The organism is Flavobacterium bomense (assembly GCF_003970355.1).
Genome location: NZ_RYDJ01000009.1, coordinates 105,954 through 128,538, shown reverse-complemented (window position 1 = coordinate 128,538; position 22,585 = coordinate 105,954). Strand labels below are relative to the sequence as shown.

23 protein-coding genes are annotated in these 22,585 nt (G+C 35.3%); 14 read left to right on the top strand and 9 right to left on the bottom strand.

All coding sequences use genetic code 11. The features are described from left to right. The first annotated feature begins 34 nt into the window (after positions 1-34). The 4 genes from EKL98_RS09565 to EKL98_RS09550 all read left to right on the top strand — a co-directional run bounded on the left by EKL98_RS09565 (position 35) and on the right by EKL98_RS09550 (position 5,878). Positions 35-388: a hypothetical protein gene (locus tag EKL98_RS09565; protein WP_126553897.1), complete on the top strand. Its 354-nt coding sequence runs from the start codon at positions 35-37 to the stop codon at positions 386-388. Positions 389-516: 128 nt separating this feature from the next. Continuing rightward, on the top strand, positions 517-2,724 hold the full coding sequence (locus EKL98_RS09560; protein ID WP_126562161.1) for a TonB-dependent receptor: 2,208 nt from the start codon (positions 517-519) through the stop codon (positions 2,722-2,724). Between the two features lie 468 nt (positions 2,725-3,192). Then, positions 3,193-5,295 carry a prolyl oligopeptidase family serine peptidase gene (locus tag EKL98_RS09555; protein WP_233588584.1) on the top strand — a complete coding sequence of 701 codons (2,103 nt, stop codon included), beginning with the start codon at positions 3,193-3,195 and terminating at the stop codon, positions 5,293-5,295. Between the two features lie 361 nt (positions 5,296-5,656). Next, positions 5,657-5,878, top strand: coding sequence for a helix-turn-helix domain-containing protein (locus EKL98_RS09550; protein ID WP_126562159.1), 222 nt, complete (start codon positions 5,657-5,659; stop codon positions 5,876-5,878). A gap of 71 nt (positions 5,879-5,949) precedes the next feature. On the opposite strand, the gene EKL98_RS09545 is transcribed toward EKL98_RS09550, so the two are convergent. The 3 genes from EKL98_RS09545 to EKL98_RS09535 all read right to left on the bottom strand — a co-directional run bounded on the left by EKL98_RS09545 (position 5,950) and on the right by EKL98_RS09535 (position 8,987). Further along, positions 5,950-7,332, bottom strand: a complete 1,383-nt coding sequence (locus tag EKL98_RS09545; RefSeq protein WP_126562158.1) for an McrC family protein — start codon at positions 7,330-7,332, stop codon at positions 5,950-5,952. Continuing rightward, entirely contained in the window at positions 7,329-8,717 is a 1,389-nt protein-coding gene (locus tag EKL98_RS09540) for an AAA family ATPase (RefSeq protein ID WP_126562157.1), read from the bottom strand. Before EKL98_RS09540 ends, EKL98_RS09545 begins: the two co-directional genes overlap by 4 nt. Before the next feature lie 63 nt (positions 8,718-8,780). Next, the gene (locus tag EKL98_RS09535) at positions 8,781-8,987 is read right to left on the bottom strand and encodes a helix-turn-helix domain-containing protein (RefSeq protein WP_126516536.1); all 207 of its coding nucleotides are present in this window, start codon (positions 8,985-8,987) and stop codon (positions 8,781-8,783) included. A gap of 84 nt (positions 8,988-9,071) precedes the next feature. Here EKL98_RS09535 and EKL98_RS09530 point away from each other — a divergent pair, with 84 nt between their 5' ends. From EKL98_RS09530 to EKL98_RS09520, 3 genes are all read left to right on the top strand, one after another. Then, the gene (locus EKL98_RS09530; RefSeq protein ID WP_126562156.1) at positions 9,072-9,539 is read left to right on the top strand and encodes a hypothetical protein; all 468 of its coding nucleotides are present in this window, start codon (positions 9,072-9,074) and stop codon (positions 9,537-9,539) included. 96 nt (positions 9,540-9,635) lie between these two features. Then, positions 9,636-9,950, top strand: coding sequence for an HPF/RaiA family ribosome-associated protein (locus tag EKL98_RS09525; protein ID WP_126562155.1), 315 nt, complete (start codon positions 9,636-9,638; stop codon positions 9,948-9,950). 189 nt (positions 9,951-10,139) lie between these two features. Continuing rightward, on the top strand, positions 10,140-10,967 hold the full coding sequence (locus EKL98_RS09520; protein ID WP_126562154.1) for a BRO-N domain-containing protein: 828 nt from the start codon (positions 10,140-10,142) through the stop codon (positions 10,965-10,967). A 188-nt stretch (positions 10,968-11,155) separates the two neighbouring features. On the opposite strand, the gene EKL98_RS09515 is transcribed toward EKL98_RS09520, so the two are convergent. Further along, the gene (locus EKL98_RS09515; RefSeq protein WP_126562153.1) at positions 11,156-12,733 is read right to left on the bottom strand and encodes a L,D-transpeptidase family protein; all 1,578 of its coding nucleotides are present in this window, start codon (positions 12,731-12,733) and stop codon (positions 11,156-11,158) included. 597 nt (positions 12,734-13,330) lie between these two features. On the opposite strand from EKL98_RS09515, the gene EKL98_RS09510 reads away from it, so the two are divergent. From EKL98_RS09510 to EKL98_RS09480, 7 genes are all read left to right on the top strand, one after another. Further along, a complete protein-coding gene (locus EKL98_RS09510; RefSeq protein ID WP_126562152.1) occupies positions 13,331-13,840 on the top strand; it encodes a nuclear transport factor 2 family protein in 510 nt (169 codons plus the stop codon). Positions 13,841-14,199: 359 nt separating this feature from the next. Continuing rightward, entirely contained in the window at positions 14,200-14,877 is a 678-nt protein-coding gene (trmB, locus tag EKL98_RS09505; protein ID WP_126459008.1) for a tRNA (guanosine(46)-N7)-methyltransferase TrmB, read from the top strand. 45 nt (positions 14,878-14,922) lie between these two features. Then, positions 14,923-15,558, top strand: a complete 636-nt coding sequence (locus EKL98_RS09500; RefSeq protein ID WP_126457519.1) for a LysE family transporter — start codon at positions 14,923-14,925, stop codon at positions 15,556-15,558. 49 nt (positions 15,559-15,607) lie between these two features. After that, positions 15,608-15,937 carry an MGMT family protein gene (locus EKL98_RS09495; RefSeq protein WP_126457518.1) on the top strand — a complete coding sequence of 110 codons (330 nt, stop codon included), beginning with the start codon at positions 15,608-15,610 and terminating at the stop codon, positions 15,935-15,937. Between the two features lie 190 nt (positions 15,938-16,127). After that, on the top strand, positions 16,128-17,282 hold the full coding sequence (locus EKL98_RS09490) for an Mrp/NBP35 family ATP-binding protein (protein ID WP_126562151.1): 1,155 nt from the start codon (positions 16,128-16,130) through the stop codon (positions 17,280-17,282). Positions 17,283-17,353: 71 nt separating this feature from the next. Continuing rightward, positions 17,354-17,593, top strand: coding sequence for a NifU family protein (locus EKL98_RS09485; protein ID WP_126454312.1), 240 nt, complete (start codon positions 17,354-17,356; stop codon positions 17,591-17,593). Between the two features lie 175 nt (positions 17,594-17,768). Further along, positions 17,769-18,086, top strand: a complete 318-nt coding sequence (locus tag EKL98_RS09480; RefSeq protein WP_039110363.1) for a 2Fe-2S iron-sulfur cluster-binding family protein — start codon at positions 17,769-17,771, stop codon at positions 18,084-18,086. Positions 18,087-18,171: 85 nt separating this feature from the next. Here EKL98_RS09480 and EKL98_RS09475 read toward each other — a convergent pair whose 3' ends face one another. The 5 genes from EKL98_RS09475 to EKL98_RS09455 all read right to left on the bottom strand — a co-directional run bounded on the left by EKL98_RS09475 (position 18,172) and on the right by EKL98_RS09455 (position 22,476). Beyond that, positions 18,172-18,954, bottom strand: a complete 783-nt coding sequence (locus EKL98_RS09475; RefSeq protein ID WP_126562150.1) for a DUF3050 domain-containing protein — start codon at positions 18,952-18,954, stop codon at positions 18,172-18,174. A gap of 91 nt (positions 18,955-19,045) precedes the next feature. Further along, a complete protein-coding gene (locus EKL98_RS09470; RefSeq protein ID WP_126562149.1) occupies positions 19,046-20,224 on the bottom strand; it encodes an acyl-CoA dehydrogenase family protein in 1,179 nt (392 codons plus the stop codon). A gap of 372 nt (positions 20,225-20,596) precedes the next feature. Beyond that, a complete protein-coding gene (locus EKL98_RS09465; protein ID WP_126454304.1) occupies positions 20,597-21,304 on the bottom strand; it encodes a tRNA1(Val) (adenine(37)-N6)-methyltransferase in 708 nt (235 codons plus the stop codon). Between the two features lie 77 nt (positions 21,305-21,381). Beyond that, positions 21,382-21,906, bottom strand: a complete 525-nt coding sequence (gene rimM / locus EKL98_RS09460) for a ribosome maturation factor RimM (protein WP_126457515.1) — start codon at positions 21,904-21,906, stop codon at positions 21,382-21,384. A 15-nt stretch (positions 21,907-21,921) separates the two neighbouring features. After that, a complete protein-coding gene (locus EKL98_RS09455; protein ID WP_126454300.1) occupies positions 21,922-22,476 on the bottom strand; it encodes a 30S ribosomal protein S16 in 555 nt (184 codons plus the stop codon). Between the last annotated feature and the right edge of the window lie 109 nt (positions 22,477-22,585).

The following is a 22,585-nucleotide window of genomic DNA, read 5'->3' as shown; positions in this document are numbered from 1 at the left end:
TTCTTTTTTCTTGTTTTTGTTACCTTTGGCTCGAATGAAAAAGAATAAACTCATAGTAAGTCTTTCTCTGGTTGTTACGGTCTTGTTCTCAATACTGTTTCAGTCACTGCACACCTATGAGCATTTGGCTAAACAGCTTTCCGAAAAGCAGTGCCACCATAAATACAATGTTACCGGTACAGAGATAACACACCAACACCAGAAAGTCGACCATTGTTATGTTTGTGAATTCGCTTTTGGCAGTTACATTACTCCAAAAGATTTCTCCTATCAATTGTACTCCAGTATTGAAGAAATCCCTTATTTTTTTACTGCAGCGGAAACAGTTATTTCGTTTTCCGGCAGTTTGTATTCCCTCCGAGGTCCACCCGTAAATAGTTTAAGCTGAATTTATTTCAGCTTCTGTTGAATTTATTTCAGCAAGTTTTACACGTTTTATTTACTAAATAATTCCGGTCTCGGCTCTCTCTCCTTTGGAGAGGGCTGGGGAGAGGAAAAACTATACAATCATTTTCAATGAAAAAATTTATAATAGCCCTATTCTTGGGATTTTCGGCAATGCTTCAAGCACAAAATACGCTATCGGGAACCGTAACCGATTTAAAAAACCAACCTGTAAAAGGCGTTTCAGTGTATGCGTCCGAATTGCATAAAGGAACCACAACAGATGATAACGGAAAATATGCATTTTCAAATATTCCAAATAGAAACGTAAGAATTAGCTTTACTTTCTTAGGATTTGCAACCCAAAATAAAACCATAAGCAGTCTTCAAAACGAAACCACACTTAATATTATCCTTGAGGAAGCAATTTTTGAAATGGATGAAGTTATTGTTTCAACTGCTTTCAATAAAATACAATCGCAAAACGTGATGAAAGTGGAGCACGAAAGCATCAAAAATTTACAACGAAAAGGAACTGCCACTTTAATTGAAGGATTGGCGACTATTCCCGGAGTTTCTCAGGTTTCTACCGGTACGTCTATTGGGAAACCGGTAATTCGTGGTTTGAGTGGCAATCGTGTTTTGGTATATTCACAAGGTGTTCGAATAGAAAACCAGCAGTTTGGTGACGAACACGGTTTGGGATTGAACGATTCTGGAATAGGAAGTGTTGAGGTGATTAAAGGACCGGCTTCTTTGTTGTACGGTTCCGATGCTTTGGGAGGCGTTTTATATTTTAACCCCGAAAAATTTGCTGACGCGAATACTTTTAAAACAAACTTCAGTCAAAAATATTTCTCGAATACTGCTGGAAGCAGTTCTTCTTTGGGTTTGAAAACCTCCACAGACAACTGGAAATTCATGGCTCGTGGAAGTTACAACACGCATGCTGATTATAAAATTTCAGGTGGCGATAGAGTAACGAATACCCGTTACAATGAAACCGATTTTAAAACAGGAATTGGTTATAGTAATGCCAAGTTTTCAAGTGTACTGCGTTACAATTACAATGAATTAGATTTGGGAATTCCGGAAAATGGTATTGAGAAGCAAACGACTAGTAAGAAAACTGAATTTCCAAAACAAGGAATTTTCAATCATTTGTTGAGTTTAAACAATGTTTTCTTTTTCGAAAAATCAAAGTTGGATGTCGACTTAGGGTATATTGCCAATGATCGAAGCGAGTTTGAAGACAGCAATGTGGCGGTTTTACACATGAAACTAAAGACATTCAATTACAATGCAAAATACCATTTACCAAAAATGGGAAAAATAGAGACCATTGTTGGAATTCAGGGAATGCACCAAACCAATATAAATTCAGGGGAAGAATATTTAATTCCGGATGCGGTTACCAATGATTTTGGTGTTTTTGGGACAGCTAATTATGAGTGGAATACGAATGTGTTGCAAGCCGGTTTGCGTTTCGATAATAGAAATATCATTACGGATGCACAAGGAATTACAGGCGAACAAGGTTCTTTTGAAGCCATTAATAAATCGTACGACAGTTTTAATGCATCGTTGGGTTACAAAACCGATCTGGTCGATGATTTGACGTTGCGTTTGAATGTAGCTTCAGGATTTAGAGCGCCAAACCTTGCCGAATTAACTTCTAATGGAGTTCATGAAGGGACGAATCGTTATGAAGTAGGAAATAGCGATTTAAAAACTGAGCAAAATGTGCAAACGGATTTAAATTTAGAATACAAAACGGATCATTTTGAGTTTTTTGTAAACGGATTTTACAATCACATCAACAATTATATCTACACTTCGCCAACAGGAGAAATGGTTGCAGAGAATGCTATTTTTGATTATATTCAGAATAACGCTAAATTGTATGGAGGCGAAATCGGACTGCATTTTCATCCGCATCCATTGGATTGGTTGCATTTTGAAACGAGTTTTGAAACGGTAACCGGCGAAAAACAAAACGGAGATTATTTGCCGTTAATCCCGGCTAACAATTGGAACAACACCATTAGAACCGAATTCAAAATCAAAAACTGGTTAGAAGATGGTTTTGCGACTCTAAATGTTTCCAGCACGTTCAATCAAAAAAATGTAAGCGGTTTTGAAACAGAATCAAATGGATATAACTTAGTGAATTTAGGTTTTGGTGGAACTGTAAAACTGGGTAAAACCGCTTTTGATGTCAACATCAACGGGAATAATTTATTTGATAAAAGATACATCGCACATCTTTCCCGTCTAAAAACAGATGGTATTCCAAACATTGGAAGAAACATTATTTTGGGTGTGAATTTTAATTTATAAGCTCGACCCATTACATTTAATTAATTTTTTTTACCACATAAGGAACATAGATTTTTTTAGTTTTTAAAAGAAAATATAGCCATTTCACTTTCACTAGACAAGCTATGCGAAGAATAGAACTATTTTCTATGCTTTCTTTAACTGTTAGTCAGAAATCTAAGTAATAACCATGGTATAATGTCGTATTTTAAAATCAGGATAAAATCTGATTTAAAGCTGTTTTACTTAAAGTTAATTCTTTTGACTTTACGACTTTTAAACTTTCGACTTACTTATGTTTCTATGTGGTTGATTTTTTTTAACTTAATTAGTGTTTTTGAACTTCAAAGAAATATTTTATAAAATCACCTTTCTCCAAACACTATTTTTTGGTTTTATTTAAGACTTCCCCACTACTACTAAACTAACTAATTTCCCTATTTTTGTAACAACCTAAAACAGAATCTAATGAAAAACACTTTTTTAATAATGGCTGTAACTTCTGCAATGGCGACTTTCGGCCAAAACCCAAATCCAAAACCGCTAACCTATCCCACTACAAGTAAAGGGGAAACCGTGGATGTGTACTTCGACACTAAACTTCCGGATCCATACCGCTGGCTCGAAGATGACAAATCAGCGGAAACGGGTGCCTGGGTAAAAGCCCAAAATGAAGTGACCTACGGGTATTTGGCGCAAATTCCGTTTCGCGATGTCTTGAAATCAAGAATGGAAAAACTGTGGAATTACGAAAAAATAGGAGCGCCTTTCAAAGAAGGAAATTTCACGTATTACTATAAAAATAACGGCTTACAAAACCAATCAGTGTTGTACAGAAAAGACGCCAAAGGAACTGAAACCGTATTTTTGGATCCCAATACGTTTTCTAAAGACGGAACAACTTCGTTGGGTGGGTTAGATTTCTCCAAAGACGGTTCTAAAGTTGCCTATGCCATTTCAGAAGGCGGAAGCGACTGGAGAAAAGTCATTATCATGGATGCCATTTCTCAAAAAATAATTGAAGACACTATTGTCGATGTAAAATTTAGCGGTGTGTCTTGGAGAGGAAATGAAGGTTTTTACTATTCCAGTTATGACAAACCAAAAGGAAGCGAATTGTCTGCAAAAACTGACCAGCATAAACTGTATTTCCATAAATTAGGGACTGCACAAAAACAGGATCAAGTGATTTTTGGTGCCGACCAAAAACGACGTTATGTAGGTGGTGGAGTTACGGAAGATGACCATTATCTGGTAATCACAGCGTCTAATTCTACCTACGGAAACGAATTGTACATCAAAGATTTGACAAAGTCAAACAGTCCTATTGTGACTATAGTGGATAATTTCAAGAGCGACAACAACATTATTGAAAACGAAGGCGGAAAACTATTCATAGAAACTGACTTAAATGCGCCCAACAAACGCATTGTTACCGTAGACGTAAAAAACCCGAAACCGGAAAACTGGAAAGATTTTATTGCTGAGACGGAGAATGTGTTGTCTCCTTCAACAGGTGGCGGGTATTTCTTTGCTAATTATATGAAAGATGCCGTTTCGGTGGTGAAACAATATGATTATTCCGGAAAACTAGTTCGTGAAATTAAATTGCCAGGCGTAGGAACTGCAGGTGGTTTTGGCGGAAAGAAAAAAGAAAAAACGGTGTATTATTCCTTCACGAATTATATTACTCCGGGTTCTACTTTTTCATTCGAGCCAGCAACCGGAACTTCGGCAGTGTATGAAAAACCAAAAGTAGATTTCAACAGCGAGCAATACGAGTCCAAACAAGTGTTTTACACTTCCAAAGACGGAACCAAAATCCCGATGATTATCACCCACAAAAAAGGATTGAAACTTGACGGGACAAATCCAACAATGCTTTACGGTTACGGAGGATTTAACGTGAGTTTGACACCAAGTTTCAGTATTGCCAATGCCGTTTGGATGGAAAACGGAGGCGTTTATGCCGTACCCAATTTACGTGGTGGTGGCGAGTACGGGAAAAAATGGCACGATGCGGGAACCAAAATGCAAAAGCAAAACGTATTTGATGATTTCATCGCAGCGGCTGAATATCTGATTGCTCAAAAATATACATCTTCACAATATCTTGCCATTCGTGGTGGGTCAAACGGAGGATTGCTAGTGGGAGCTACCATGACGCAACGTCCTGATTTAATGCGAGTTGCATTACCAGCAGTGGGCGTAATGGACATGTTGCGCTACCACACCTTTACTGCAGGAGCAGGTTGGGCGTATGATTACGGAACGGCGCAGGACAGTAAGGAAATGTTCAGCTACATCAAAGGCTATTCTCCAGTACACAACATACAAAAAGGGATTCAATATCCAGCAACCATGGTCACTACAGGGGATCACGATGATAGAGTAGTACCGGCGCACAGTTTTAAGTTTGCTGCTGAATTACAGGAAAAACAAACCGGAACAAACCCGACACTAATCCGTATTGACATCAATGCAGGACACGGCGCCGGAAAATCCGTAGCGGCAACCATCCAGGAAAATGTAGATCTTCAGGCCTTCACGTTGTACAACATGGGAGTGGTGTTATTGCCAGAATTGGAATAATAACAATTGTGATACCGATTTTACCCTGAGCGATCCCGAAACTTCGGGAGAAGGGAGGAGCTTTTTCCTGCTGTACACTGTATCTTTTCCTCCGCCGAAAGTGGCGGAAGGAAAAGGATGCCGTTCCCATCAGGGCTAGGGCATTCGATTCCTTAGATAATTGTCATTACGAGGAGTTGCGAGGCACGCGGAAAAGCAGTCACATCACAAATTGATAAATTTTTAAAAAACGCTACTCGAAAGAGTAGCGTTTTTTTTTGTGGAATGAATTTACTTATCAAAAAATCAAGTTGAAAACTAAAAATCAATGAGGACAATTGTAAGCAGGTCAATTGTCCACGCAAAACTATTTTTATAGGTTATGAATATTAAGGAAAAATTCGGTTTTAAAGTCAAACAATTACGAGAACAAAAAGGCTTCTCGATTGAATATTTGGCCAATATATCAAATGTAGACAGAACCTATATTTCAGATATAGAAAAAGGAAAAAGAAATGTTTCAATAACAATAATTGAAAAAATAATCCTTGCGCTAGATACTGATTTTGCAACCTTCTTTAGTAATAATAGTTTTAAAAAATGATAATGGAAGAGAATATATCAATTGAAGAGTTCGACAACAAGAAATTGATTGTGAAATATTTTAATAAGAAACTAATAGTTAGTGTTTGGCACGTTATTCATTTCCACTTTATTTAGTTCTGCCATTAATGCTTTTTTTACATCAAGAACAAACTCTTTCTTCAGTGGGATGCCGCATATAAAAATATTGTTTGTTGATTGATTTATATTATTCTTGTAGCTGATTTTTTTTATTTCAACTTTATCAGAAGGATAACATAAAAACCCATATTTATTGTCGGTTTTGCTAAATGATGAATAAGCCATAATCTGATGTAAATCATGTCTATGAATATCTTTTAAATTCTCACTTTTGTCAAATTTGTTGTAAAGATTTGATTTGTATTTAGCATCAATAAATACAATAAGATTTTCTTTTTGGTAGATTGCATCTGGCTCAATATGTTTCAATTCCCAAGAATATCGATTAGAGGTTTTGGAATGAAATTTGTAATTTGAAAATAAATGACCTCCGGTTTCTTTTGAAATTTCTTTAAATATATATTGAACAAACTTTTCAAAAACATCAGAGAAATCCACTCGCCAAGCCGTACTGTCTATGAAATTAAAATTTAATATTCTATTTGCTTGATCTTTACAGTTTTTAACTTTAAGATTATCAGCGGATTTTATTACAATATTATTAGTTGAAATAGGTTTGTGTAAATAAAGCTTTTCGTCAATAAAGGTTAGTCTGTTTCTAATCGAGCTTTTTATTCTTTGTGGTGTATTTGAAGATAAAAGTTCCAATTTACACAAATCATAGACATAGCGAATTTCAGAATATTCTTTATGAAATTCACTTAGGATATTTTTCCGTGCTGGGAATTTTAACCGATTTTCGATTTTATATTCTTCATTTATATATTTATTCCAATTTACTTGTCCTGTTGGTTGAGAAGTGATCTTTTCAATATTATCAAATTTTCTCCAAGGAGTTTTTATTAATTCTTCAAGAGAATCAATAAATTTTATAACTTCTAAATATAATGGAGGTCGGAAATTCTTTCCTGAAGCTAAAGGTAAACTGTCGATTACTTGAGGACTGATTTCAGTCCCTAAAAGATTAAGAATTTCAATGTAATCTTCAAATCTATCCCGCCCAGTGAATCTGGGCATCACAACAAAGTCACCAATCTGCTTACCAGTATCTGATGCTCTTAAAGGAATAGTCCCTATGAATTCTGAAGTACGAAAAGTTAAAGAAGTATTTTGGTCTGTACCTATGATTAAGGGCTGAACACCTAAAAAGCTAAAATTAGTTGAATTATAATTAATGAATTTTTGCAGGTATTGGCCTATGATTCTTTTGTCGGCGGATTTAAACCATTTTTTTTGTAAAACAAGACCGTTCAACAAAATTGATTTTTCTGTTAAACAGGGTATTTCACAAAAAACATCTAAAGGCTTATTCATTCAAAAAGAGATTTATTAATTCTAGTTGTGAAATAATTATTGAACTCTTCTTTAGCATTTCTGATTAACCCTTCTTGTAAGTATTCTTTAATTAATGGGAATATTTCATATTTGATTCTATTATCCATTTCTTCAACCGAAGAAGAAATGAAATAACCTTGCCCTGGCTGTAATGAAAGTTCATTACTGTTTGCATACCAGTCAAATATTTCTTGGATTCTGCTGAAATCGTCTTTGAAGAATTGTTTTGAGTTGATTGGTTTTGGCTTCAAAGTGTACCATGCAAATCTTCTTCTTAAAGCAAAGTCTACAACTGCCAAACTTCTGTCGGCAGTGTTCATTGTTGCAATTACATTAAAATTTTTTGGAAGTTGATTAATCTTAAAGCCTGGGTAAATTTCTATTTCAATATCAGAATCTTCCATTTTGTGTTCAAATAGATAAAATATTGGACCCAAAACGTTGGATAAATTTGCTCTGTTTATTTCATCGATTATCAAAACAATTTTCTCTGTTTGATGCTCTATGGCATATTTTAAAGCTATGGTAAAACTTCCTAGGTTCTCAATATAACTTAATTCTTTACTTTTAACATCGGGTCTAATTCCATAAATAAAATCAGAGAAACTAGTCTCAGCGTGAAATTGTGTAAAAAATGTTTTAGCTTTTATTTTAGCTGACACTAATTTAGCCGTTCTTGTCTTTCCAGTGCCTGGAGGACCTTGAAGAACAATGAATCTTCTTTGGTTGAGTAAACTTTCGATTTCTTCAGCTTCATCAATTTCCTCTATTTTCAAAAAAGGTTCAAGAGCTTCAGTAATTGCTTTTCTATGCTCTTTGTTTGATGGCCATTCTCTTAACTTTGCATAACCAGCAACAAAAGCAGCAATTATTTCCTTACCTTCTTTAGATTCGGGATTATCTACTATTTGGCAAACCGGCAATACTTTTGAATAGATTTTAATAGTGTTTTTTATATGCTGTAAATCATTGTTTCCAGTAATTGTTTTTGGTAAACTGGTTTCAATATCTGAAAAATCAGATTTACAAAAGCCTCTTTCGTTAATTAGATTTGAAAACAATCTTCTGAGTCCAGGATAAGTTGCTAATTCATAATCATTTTTAAATCCACTCGAACCAATACCTAAGCAAACTAACCATGGTTTATTCTGTTCGTTGGGAAAAATAGTCAATGAAAAATCGTGAAACGGACCAGAAGTATCTTCGTCAGGATGAATAAAACCAAAATATGCACCGTTATCTTTCAATGCCTCTTGTCCAGTATTCTTGCGTTCAACGTATGGTTTGTTAAATTCATTTTCGGCTTTGGCACCAAATTGCTCTGCTTTGTCTTTTATAAATTGTCTAATGTTATCTATAATCATTTTTCTGTTTTAAGTATTATATTATTCCAACTTAGATTAATAGTCGGTTTTAAATAATAAGCTCTATTCATCAAACAAGTCTTTAATTTTTACATCAAGAGCTTTTGCTAATTTTTCAACTACTTCAATTGAAACATTTCTTTCTCCTTTTTCAATAGTTGGTAAATAGGTTCTGTCAATTTCTGCAAGGTTGGCAAGTTTTTCTTGTGAAAGACCTTTTGCTTTTCTTAGCTCTTTTATTTTTAGACCGAGTTTCTGCTTAATATCCATGTTAACAAATATTACAAAATGTGGTCTATAATGCAACGGAGTATAGTCCGGTTTTCTTTATTTTTGACAAACATTATAAATCACATGAGCTACCACACTAAAATAATATTTGGGAAAGACCAAGTAAGAAAGTATCATAATAATGAGGAGTTTTCTGATTTCGAAAAAAGTATCAATTTTAAAAAGTATGTTTTTGAGACTAAAGCAGAAATGAATGCTTTCTATAAAGGCGTCGTTGAATCGATGGGTCGTCTAGAGTTTGAAGTGATTAATGAATTTGAAGATAAGAACAACCAAGAAAAGGAAGATGAAAGTGAATTTGACTATTGGGGGTTCATCGAAAAATACTATCCAAAATACTATTCTTGTAATAATGTTTTACTAAGTGACATTTTAACAAGAAAGCTTGATGGAGAAGAGATCTGTGAAAAAGATTTGGATTATGTAAAAGATTGGGATGTTAGGAAGGAGTTATTTGAACTTGATAAAGAATTACTTTGTAAGGCTTTTGGAAACTATTTCGATATTATTTATCCTGAGAAATTTCAATAATTAAATACTGTTTCTTTTCACAATGTTTTATTAATTGGTTCGTTTTTTCATACTGCAATGGGTAAATTTGAAAGACAACATTAAATTAATAAAAACATGACAGTACAAATCAACACAGACAACAATGTAGAAGGACACGCACGTTTGAAAGCGTATATTACCGAGGAATTGGGAACGGCTTTGGTGCGTTTTGAAGATAAAGTAACCCGTTTAGAAGTACACCTTGGTGACGAGAACAGTGATAAAGGTGGTTTCAACGACAAACGATGCTTGATTGAAGCCCGACCTATAAATATGCAGCCTGTAGCAGTTACCAATCATGCTGATACTACCGAAAAAGCATTTCATGGTGCCTTAGACAAAATTAAAAAAGTGTTGGAAACAACTTTCGAAAAAAAGAAAACTCATTAAATAGTTGCCATTTGGCAAACAAAAAAAGGACACTGTCTCTATAGGATAGTGTCCTTTTTTTTGGTTGAGATTCTTTAGAATTTGGATAGTGGTTTTAATAATTTTAGCAGTAAATTAGTACTTTCAATATAATTCCGAAAAGCGTTGAAAAGTTGCAATTTGAGAAAATGAAATTTATAGAATAAAATAATGGAAAACATAAAATTATTTGAAAGCCAAAAAATCCGTTCATCTTGGGATAACGAACAAGAGAAGTGGTTTTTTTCGATTGTAGATATTATTGCCGCTTTAACAGATAGTAATAATCCACAAGTGTATTGGCGAGTTTTAAAAAAACGACTTTTGGCTGAAGGAAATGAAACCGTTACAAATTGTAACGGTTTGAAAATGGTAGCTCCTGATGGTAAGATGCGTTTAACAGATGTTGCGGATACGGAGCAATTATTCCGTTTGATCCAATCCATTCCTTCGCCTAAAGCTGAGCCTTTTAAACAATGGCTAGCTAAAATAGGCTACGAACGGATAGAAGAAAGTCAAGATCCTGAAAAGGCTATTGATCGTGCTATGGAAAATTATTTGAAATTAGGATACTCCACAGCCTGGATTAATCAGCGGTTAAAAAGCATAGAAGTTAGAAAAGAACTCACCGATGAATGGGAAAATAGAGGTGTTAAGAAAGGACAGCAATTTGCTTCACTTACCGATATAATTACCCAAGCTTGGAGTGGGAACACGGTAAAAGAATACAAGGATTTAAAAGGTTTGAAAAAAGAAAATCTAAGAGATAATATGACCAACTTAGAATTGGTATTAAATATGTTAGCAGAAGCAACCGCAACAGAAATTAGCAAAGAAAACAATCCTAAAACCTTTGCAGATAATAAAAAAATTGCCCGAAAAGGTGGTGAAATTGCCGGCGATACCAGAAAGCAAATAGAAGCACAAACGGGTAAAAAAATTGTTAGCCCACAAAATGCTAAAGTTTTAAAAGAAGATAAGAATAAATTAAAAGAATAGTTCAAACAATAAACAGGATAAAATACTAGTTCTAAGTTAGTCTCAAATTTACTTTAAACCGATATTTTTGTCGTATGTCGCTTTCCGTTTTAAAAATATTTACCGCAAATTCGTAAATTATAGATATGGATTCGATATTTTTAATTAGCGAATTTGCGGTTTTAATGATTATTTAAACAAAATAAATTTTACTTATCAAACAGTAAGTTTGCTAAAGCTTCGTCTCTTTTGTACACATCTTCATAAAAATGAACCACACCTTCCGCATCAACCCAAGCGGTGAAATAACCAATATATACTGGGATTTTGTTTTTAAGCGTGTACCAATATTCTTCTCCGCCGTTCATCGCAGTTTCTATTTTAGCAGGATTCCATTTTTTATCGTTCTTCATAATCATCGCAGCAAGCTCTTTAGGCTTGGCTACACGAATACAACCGTGGCTAAAAGCGCGATCTTCCTTCCCAAATAAACTTTTGGATGGCGTATCATGCAAATATATCGCATTCGAATTGGGAAATAAAAACTTGACTAATCCCAAGGAGTTCTCCGGTCCGGGTCTTTGTCTCACGTAATTGTCTTTCCATTCCATGTCGTGCTCGGCCAAGTAATTGGGATTGTTTTCAATGGCAGGAAGAATCTCTTTTTTGAGAATACTTGCCGGCACGTTCCAATACGGTCTGAATACAATGTATTGCATTGGCGCACTAAAAATTACGGTTTTATGCATGGCTTTTCCTACCACAACCTTGGAGCGTAATTCTGGTTTCCCATCTCTTAAAAAAGTCAGTTCATAGGCCGGAATATTCACCACGATTAATTCCTTGGATTTGGTAATATCATTCGAAATCCATCGGCAGCGTTCCATATTGACCATCACAGTTTTGATGCGGTCTGCAACAGATACATTCATGTAGCGGATGTGTTCCGGAAGTATCGTTTTGTTCAGGAGATTACCACTTCTCTTTTTGAATTTTAAAATTCCGGTGGCTAATTCGGCATCATACACGGCACTTTTTGAATCTCTGGAAAGATCATCCGTGACAAACAAACGTGTTCTGATTTGTGCAATGGCAGTGGCACTGTCTCCGGGTTTATAGGATTTTACACTTGGGTCTAATTCAGTGGTTTTCCATCCACCTTTAGTTTCTGTTTTGCGGTATTCCTGCAGTACAGCTTTAAGGAGGTAATACTGTTTCAATACGCCTTTTTCGTCTTTGTGAATTAACGATGGATTGATCAATAGTGAATCCAGATAATCGCCATACGATTGTTTTTTTCGAGGCAAAAACCACTCTAAATCCTTCGATTTTTGAGTATCGATCCCATCATATACTTTATCCGCATAAAAGAAGTATAACGCAGAACTCAACAACTCAGTATTGATACTTGCTTTTTGATTGTCTTCCGGATTGTCATAAATGTCATCTAGTTTTTCCTTGTACGGAATCGCAGTTTCAATTCCTTCCTGCGTCAGATTATTCACTTTGTTGTATAATAAACCTGCAAATTCATTGAGGCCATCCTTGTCAAACCAGATGTAATGAAACTGATGCTTGCGGTATAACTTTTCTACGTCTGTTTGGTAAGGCTGCAGTTTAGGATATTTTTCAAAAAACGTTTTGATTTGTGTACTGTCAAAAGCAACTGCAACGGTATTTAAACTCGTTTCCTTTTTAGTGTCATTTACATCTTTCTTTTTACAGGAAACGAGGGTAAATAGTAGTGCAAAAATAATAAGTAGTATGGAGGTGCTTAACTTTCTCATAATCTTAACTTTAAATCTTACATTTTACTGTCTAAACAATACAAAAATACGTCAAAACTAGATGTGTAATACCGCCTTGGGTTGGGCGGTTCTTTTTAGTTTGAAATCAGATTTGTAATTGAAGTGTCTAGATTAAAAATAAATTACATTCAATAATATTTTAATCAATTGGTTACGGTATTTTGTTTCGTTTCTAAAACTAAATTTGAAATCAAATAGGATTATCAAAATCCAAAAATTATGAAAGGAATTAAGGAAATATTCTAAGTTTTTATTTCAAAAGGGTAAAGGTGCATTTTTGTGATATTTAGTCTAAATTATTTTTTAAAATTATTCCTTTGGGCTGTCCTTATTGAATCAACACAACCACTTTACAAAAAATAGAGCTATTGCTTTACGTATTTTGGACTTTGTGGTTTGGATTTCAAATGATTTTCAGTTGTTTGAATAATTAGTTTCGAGCGATTCATTGCTATATCGGATGTTTTTATGCTACCTTGTAATTCAAACAGAAAAGGACTACGAGGAGACAAGTAGCTGTTGATCGAAAAATAAAAATAAGATGGAATAAAAAACCATAAATAAATACCGAATGAAATGAAAAAACTACTAGCTTTTTTGATAGTAATAACCGTGTCTGGTTGTAAAAATGTGATGGTAAAACAAACCGATTCAAAAAATGAAATCAATGTTGTATTAAATACTTGGCATAAAGCTGCTGCAGATGCTAATTATAACGCATACTTCGGCTTGATGTCAGATGATGCAATTTTTATAGGTACTGATGCAACAGAGAATTGGAATAAAACAGCTTTTCAGGCCTATGCAAAACCACATTTCGATAAAGGAAAAGCATGGAGTTTTACAGCTTTAGAACGTCATATTCATTTTGACAAAACAGGTAAAATAGCTTGGTTTGATGAATTACTGAATACTCAAATGAAAATTTGTCGCGGCTCAGGCGTGTTAGTCAAAATAGGGCAAAAATGGAAAATAAAGCAATACGTTTTGTCTATGACAATCCCAAATGATAATTCAGGTGAAGTGATTAAAGTTAAAACTTTTATCGAAGATGCCATGATCAAAAAATTACAAGCAAAGCAATAAAATTTTTAGTTTTTGTTTTATTCTTAAGTAGCAAGAAAGATATATTGTCGCAATTATTAAAAAGAGTTTTTGCCACAGATTGTAAGGATTAAAAAGATTTTTAAAATTACATAACGAATTAATCTGTGCTAATCTGTGGCAAAGAAATTTAGTGCTTTATTAAAATATGACATTAAATTTGAGTCATTACTTAGTTTAAAATTTCTTCATAAAATGTACTGTTGTTTAAAAGCCATCTTTAATTAAATAATAGTTTAAAGGGTGCATTAAATGTTGTTTTTAAAACGTTTTTCATTTTTTGGTCCCTAGTTCGCTCCGTCTTATATATTTCCTTAATTTTGCCAAAATATACTAAAAAAGTGGGAAGCAAAAACAAATTAAAAAGATTCAAGGAAAACGAGACATTCAACAACGTTTTTCAACCAACGAGGGAAGAAGTAGTAGGTGATTTATTTCCGTTGAAAGGGAAATGGAATACAGAATTTTTCAAAAATGAAAATCCATTGGTGCTGGAACTAGGCTGTGGGAAAGGAGAATATTCAGTAGGTCTGGCAGAAAGGTATCCCAATAAAAACTTTATCGGAATTGATATCAAAGGCGCGCGTTTCTGGCGTGGTGCTAAAACTGCTGTGGATACCGGATTGCATAATGTGGCTTTCATTAGAACTCAGATCGAATTGATCAATCATATTTTTGATGAAAATGAAGTAGACGAAATCTGGATTACTTTCCCCGATCCCCAAATAAAATACAAACGGACCAAACACAGAATGACAAATTCCGAGTTTTTGCAATTGTATAAAAAAGTACTTAAAAAAGACGGTATTGTAAATCTTAAAACAGACAGTGAATTCATGCATGGATATACCTTAGGTTTGCTGCATGGCGAAGGGCACGAAGTTTTATATGCCAATCATAATGTGTATGTAAATGAAGGAAGTCCCGAGGAAGTAACTGCTTTTCAGACATTTTATGAAAAACAATATTTGGAAGTTAATAAAGCAATTACGTATATTCGATTTAAAATTAAAGAATAGTTTTATATTTGGGATTGTTTTTTTGAATACTGGTACCGTTTGCTTATGAATTTAATCACTTCCTTGTTTTTGGGTTTTGTTACTGCCTTTGTGGGGATTACTCCCCCGGGACTTCTAAATATGACAGCTGCTAAAGTAAATCTGAAAGAAGGGAAGAAAAGCGCTTTTTGGTTTGTTTTGGGAGCAGTAATCGTAATTTTTGTACAAGCCTATCTCGCTATTTTATTTGCACAATTTATCGAAGTGCGCCCGGATGTGATTGTTTTATTGCGAGAAGTAGGATTTGTCATCTTTACTGCGTTGACTATTTTTTTTTTGTTGGTTGCTAAAACCCCCAAAATTAAAAAAGGCAAAATAAAAAAGAAGAGTACTTCCACTCGTTTTTTCTTAGGAGTTTTGCTCTCCTCTCTTAACTTTTTCCCGATCCCTTATTATGTTTTTGCAAGCATTACTTTGGCTTCTTATAATTTGTTTCTGTTTGATTTTTCAAATGTTTTTGTTTTTGTGACAGGCGTAGTGTTGGGCTCTTTTTTGGGTTTTTATTTGTACATTACTTTTTTTCAAAAAATACAAGAGAAGTCGGATTATATTATGCGAAACATGAATACAATTATTGGTAGCATAACCGGGTTTATATCATTAGTTACTTTGATTAATATTGTCCGTTATTATATGGGGTAATTGGCTCACCGGGTCTCCCATAAAACCTTTTTTCACTAGATTTAAAATCATGTCAAACGATACTTTTTTTGAACGCGTGTATGACATCGTCAGGCAAATTCCATACGGTAAGGTTACTTCGTATGGCGCTATTGCAAAGGCCTTAGGAACGGCACGCTCTGCCAGAATGGTAGGCTGGGCAATGAATGCCTCCCATGGTCTGGAGGATGTTCCGGCACACCGTGTAGTCAACAGGAACGGTTTGCTTACGGGGAAATTACATTTTGACGGCACCAATCTGATGCAGCAATTATTGGAAAGCGAGGGAATAATCGTGACCAACAATCAAATTGTAGATTTAGAAAAATATTTTTGGCAACCGGAAGTCAGGACAGAATGATTTATAATAGTTCAGATTCCGGGGTTCTAATCTCAACAAATACTCAATAACGACCAGCAATCTGTGCATCAATAAATGCGATGCAAATCCTTTATAATAAGAACTTTTCATAGTATCTTTGTAATCTGAAATCAGTTTAAATAAAGATAATATTCTGGTGGTATAAGCCAATAGAAACAGTAAACTAAAAATGAAATTAGAAAGAAAAGAAATTCTTAAAGCCTTAGAAACAATTACTATAGCCGGAGAAGGGAAAAATATGGTTGAAAGCGGAGCAATTGCAAACGTAGTCACTTTTGGCGATGAAGTAGTGGTAGATCTAGTATTACATACCCCAGCAATGCACATCAAAAAACGTGCGGAAGACGACATCAGAAAAACAATTCTTGAATTAGTATCTCCGGAGGCTAAAATCAAAATTAATAGTAAAGTGGAAGTGCCGGACAAACCAGAAATCAAAGGGAAACAAATTCCAGGTATAAAAAATATTATCGGAGTAGCCTCTGGTAAAGGCGGTGTAGGTAAATCTACCGTTACTGCAAATCTTGCAGTATCATTAGCTAAAATGGGATTTTCAGTAGGGATTCTCGATGCGGATATTTATGGTCCGTCCATGCCTATTATGTTCGACGTAGAAAGTGAAAAGCCCATTTCTGTCATGGTAGACGGAAAATCAAAAATGAAGCCCGTAGAAAGTTATGAGGTAAAAATTCTTTCGATAGGATTTTTTACAGCACCAAGTCAAGCAGTAATATGGCGAGGACCCATGGCTTCTAAAGCCTTGAACCAAATGATATTTGATGCAGATTGGGGAGAATTAGATTTTATGTTAGTCGATTTGCCACCAGGAACAGGAGATATTCACCTTTCTATCGTGCAATCCTTGCCAATTACAGGAGTTGTCATCGTAAGTACTCCTCAGGCCGTAGCTTTGGCCGATGCCAAAAAAGGAGTTTCAATGTTCCTCTCAGAAGCTATAAATGTACCAGTTTTAGGAATTATAGAAAACATGGCGTATTTTACACCGGAAGACTCGAGCGAAAGCGAACAGGCGAAGCAATTTCCTGAAAACAAATACTATATCTTTGGAAAAGAAGGGGCCAGGAATCTTGCCGAAGACTTAGATGTTCCATTCCTTGGTGAAGTGCCCATCGTACAATCGATTCGGGAAGCAGGTGATTACGGTCGTCCTGCAGCCATGCAAACCGGTTCAGTTATCGAAACAGTTTTTGAGGAAATCACAAAAAATGTAGTGCAGGAAACCGTCAACAGAAATAAAAATTTACCTGCTACCGAAGCTGTGAAAATTACAACTATGGCAGGTTGTTCCGCAGTAAAAAAATAAAAAATTAGAACGCATGAAAATAATTTTCAATCGTTCAATTTTCTAATCTTTTGAATCTTTAAACAAAGACAATGACAACAGAACAATTAACCCTAGAAGTTCAAAAAGCGCTAGAAGAAATAAGACCTTTTTTGAATTCAGATGGTGGTGACATTACCCTTATTTCCATAGAGGACGGGAAACACGTAAAAGTGCGTCTCGAAGGAGCCTGTACCAGTTGCAGCGTAAATCAAATGACATTGCGTGCCGGAGTAGAAACAACCATCAAAAAGTTTGCACCACAAATAGAAACTGTTGTAAATATCCTATAAATTTAACAGGGCTTGCCCCTTTTAAGAAAAAAGGCTACTTGTTTTAACGGGTATAGGCCTTTTTTCTTAAAACGGTCGGGCTATCCGCGCTACTTCGGTAGCCAGCTTCTATCCCTCACGCAGTCCGTATTTAATAACCAACACCGATTGCCTAAAACCAAACACCCACAATCATATGGATGTATTAATAAAAATAAAAGATCGAGAAGGAGTCGTGCATGAGTTACAGGCTCCCACGGATATGGCCATGAATATCATGGAATTATGCAAAGCCTATGAGCTTCCTGTAGAAGGAACCTGCGGCGGTATGGCCATGTGTGCTTCCTGTCAATGTTATGTTCTTAATGATGTTGCCTTGCCAGAAATGGGCGATGATGAAGAAGCAATGCTTTCAGAAGCCTTTTATGTAAAAGCAAACAGTCGTTTGGGCTGTCAGATTCCAATTACCGAAAGCCTCGAGGGATTAGAACTCGAATTGGCTCCTGAAAATTAATAAAAAAGCATCTTGTTACTAAAACAAGATGCTTTTTTTAAGGGTATTTTCTAAAGAAGTGTTGCGTTATTTGAAAGTATTAGTTTTATGCCAATTCAACATTCATTAAGATAGTTTCTTCGATGGCATCCCAAAGACCAATGCGTTTCTCTAAAGCTAATTTTGATACTTCCTCAACATCAGACCATTTTTGAGCATCTGTACCGCAAAGTTCTGTTATCATTTTCATCGCCATTGGCCCATGTTCATCCGCATCCAATTCGATGTGTCTTTCAAAATAATAAATCAGTTTGCTCAAATCCGTTTCAGGGAAATTCTCCTGAAAGTTTTTCAAAATAGCGGTAAACATACTCGGTATCAAATCTTCTCTTCCAAAAGTAAAAGCCGCTGCAATTTCATGGGATTTTCCTTCCTCAATAACCCTGAATGTGAAATCCAGGAATGCTTTGATATTGGGGTGTAAAGTGCTGGTTTTTATAGCGACAAATATGTTTTGAAGGGAATCTACTTCAGTTAAAAAATGTTCAATACCTTCAGTATTTGCTCCACAGGATTGCATGGCTTCAATATACATTTCATAATGACTCAAACGACGTCCGTCTATTGTTAAGTCAGATTCTTCAGCAAGGACAATTTCGTTTATTAAATATCGGGTTTGTGGATTTTGCGTTGCAAACCAAGGCGTTGTTGTACAAGTTAATTTGTATTGTAGTGCTTTTAACAAAGACATGAAATCCCAAACAGCATAAATATGATTTTCTAGAAAACACTGTAAATCCTCAATAGTTTTTACTTTCTTATATAAAGGATGGTGTAACAACAGTTCTTTTTGAGGCTGAATACTATTGTTGATGGTTTGGATATTCATAAAGAGTATTTTTGTGTAAATATAAAAAAGCTTCTTGGTATCAAGAAGCTTTTATTATCAATTTTATTAATAGTTTAATAACTGTTTACCACTACTTGAAAGCAGGAATTCCAGTGATGTCCATACCGGTAATTAACAAGTGTATATCGTGCGTCCCTTCATAGGTGATTACAGATTCCAGGTTCATCATGTGACGCATGATCGAATATTCTCCAGTAATTCCCATTCCGCCTAGCATTTGTCTGGCTTCTCGGGCAATTTCCACAGCCATCATTACATTATTTCTTTTGGCCATTGAGATTTGGGCCGTTGTCGCTTTACCTTCATTTCTTAAAACACCTAATCTCCATGTTAATAATTGCGCTTTTGTGATTTCAGTAATCATTTCGGCTAATTTCTTTTGTTGTAATTGGGTTCCTGCAATGGGTTTGTCAAACTGAATTCGTTCTTTGGCGTAACGCAAAGCCGTATCGTAACAATCCATGGCTGCGCCAATAGCGCCCCAGGCAATTCCGTAACGTGCTGAATCCAGACAACCAAGTGGCGCTCCTAATCCAGATTTATTGGGTAATAAATTTTCTTTCGGAACTTTCACATTGTCAAAAATCAATTCTCCAGTTGATGAGGCACGAAGCGACCATTTGTTGTGCGTTTCCGGAGTGGTAAAACCTTCCATTCCGCGTTCTACAATTAAACCGTGAATTCTTCCTTCTTCATTTTTTGCCCAAACAATGGCAATATCAGCAAACGGAGCATTTGAAATCCACATTTTGGCACCATTCAATAAATAATGGTCGCCCATATCTTTGAAGTTGGTAATCATACTTCCTGGATCTGAACCATAGTTAGGTTCCGTTAAACCAAAACAGCCCATGTATTCTCCAGTGGCTAACTTAGGTAAATATTTTACGCGTTGTTCTTCATTTCCGTACTTCCAAATAGGATACATTACCAAAGAAGATTGTACAGATGAAGTGGAACGAACTCCAGAATCACCGCGTTCTATTTCTTGCATGATCAAACCATAAGATATTTGGTCTAGACCCGCACCGCCGTATTCTTCTGGGATGTAAGGACCAAAACCGCCTATTTCGCCCAAACCTTTAATGATTTGTTTTGGGAATTCGGCTTTTTGAGCATATTCTTCTATAATAGGTGATACTTCACGTTTTACCCAAGCACGAGCAGAGTCACGTACTAGTTTGTGTTCTTCTGTTAGTAAATCGTCAAGGTTGTAGTAATCTGGAGCTTGAAATAAGTCTGGTCTCATGGTTATTAATTTTTATGGAACAAATTTACAGAAAGAAATATAACAAAAGCATTAACAAATGTTATATTTTTTTATTTGAAATAGAAATAAGTAAGCCGAAAGTTTAAAAGTCGTAAAGTCAAAAGAATTAACTTTAAGTAAAACAGTTTTAAATCAGATTTTTACATGATTTTATCCTGATTTTAAAATACGACATTATACCATGGTTATTACTTAGCTTATTTTTTAACAAATAAGTCCTTTTATATACGAGATTTTATTAAAAAAGGTATTTTCCTCTAAATTACAATAAAAATTAACTTTAGCAGAGATCAAAGGTGTTTTAAATAAGATTACGGAATGGTTTAGGTGTTATTTAGAATCATTTTGGACTTACATCTTCATATAAAACTCTTTAGTCAATGCAATGTATTCGGGAGTATAAATGTGTCTTGCAGTTTCGATAATCAATTCGTCAACGGGATAGTTCGAGCTTTCTTCTCGGCTAAAGGCCAATAAACTGCGTTTAATTTCGGTAGTTGGAGTTCCTTTTACGTGTGTAATTTTAATTGGATACAATTCGTATTCTTTGGCAAGAGCCAAGAAATTTTCTTCTTCTTTGAAAGGAATTATAACTGTGAATATTCCGTTTTCTGAAAGCAATAAATCAGCAGCCTCGATTAAATCCTCAAAAGGCATCGCGTCAGCAAAACGGGCTAAATCACGTTGTTCGTTATCAGATTTGTAATCATCAGTATAAAATGGAGGATTGGAAACAATTAAATCATACTCGTCTTCCGGTTCTTCGACGAATTCATCTAAACCGGCATGAAAACAAAATAAGCGATCACTCCAAGGGGAGTTTTCAAAATTATCTACGGATTGTTCATACGCTTCTTCGTCTATTTCCAAAGCGTCAATTTGTTCCGCGTTACTTCTTTGTGCCAGCATTAGTGCGATTACTCCTGTTCCGGCTCCAATATCTAAAATACTAATAGGATTGTTTTCAATAGGAGTCCATGCACCAAGTAAAACGCCATCGGTTCCAATTTTCATGGCGCAACGATCTTGCTGGATTGAGAATTGCTTGAAACTAAACATAGGGAATTTTGATTTCAGATTGTAGATTAACGATTTTTGAGGAATTGAACACTAAAAACTGAATACTGAACACTAATTTAAAGGTACATTTCAATAAGTCCTTCTGGTAGATCCATGATAACTTTTTTGTTTTCACGGTCAATTTTAACCAAGAAAAGATCAATCATGGGGATAAGAATCTCAACATCACCGTTGAGGACTTCAAAAAGGGGTTGGGCAGTAGTATCATTAATGGATTCGATCTTTCCAACAACACCAAGACGTTTGTCTTCAACTTCAAAACCAATTACTTCGTGGAAATAGAATTTATTGCCGCTAAGTTTCGGCAACATCTTCAAAGGAAGGTAGATGGCATTGCCTATAATGGCGTCTGCCTCTTCTTCGGTAGTCATGTCTTCAAAACGAATTCTAAGTAAATCGTTTTTGTGCAGCGAACTACTTTCAATAAAAAAAGGAACCAAGTGTTTGTTACATTCAACAAACACTGATTCCAAGTTTTCATATAACTCAGGTTCGTCCGTGTCTAAATAGGCTAGAATTTCCCCTTTGAAACTAAATTTTTTAGCGATTTTACCTAAATAGAAACAATCTTCTTTACGCATAGTCGCCTTCTAAAATTATGCTTCAGTTGTTTCGTTATTTTCTTCTGCGGCAGGAGCTTCTTCAGCTTCAGCAACTTCTTCTTCAACAGCTGGAGTTGCAGCAGCGATAGCGTCAGCTTCTGCTTGAGCAGCTGCAGCTAAACGTTTTGCATTTACATCTTGTTCTGCTTTGAAAGCTTTAGCTTTAGCATCCGCTTGCACTTTTGTTAAGCCGTCTTTTTTAGCATCTACTTTTCCAGTTTTTGCCTCTAACCAAGCATTTAATTTAGCATCAGCTTGTTCTTGAGTTAAGGCTCCTTTACGGATACCACCGTCAAGGTGATGTTTCAATAAAGCTCCTTTGTAAGAAAGAATCGCTTTAGCAGTATCTGTTGGTTGAGCACCATTGTGCAACCATTTTACTGCACTATCAAGGTTTAAGTCGATAGTTGCTGGGTTTGTGTTTGGATTGTAAGTACCAATTTTTTCTAGGTATTTACCATCTCTTTTTGAGCGCGCATCTGCAGCTACAACCCAGTAAAAAGGTTTTCCTTTTTTACCGTGTCTTTGTAATCTAATTTTTACTGACATAATCTTGTGATTAAATTTTGAGGTACTCGACCTCTGTTAATTAAGGGTGCAAAGATACCTTTTTTATTGATAAATACTAATTGGATTGTGGTTTTAATCTGTGGCAGTG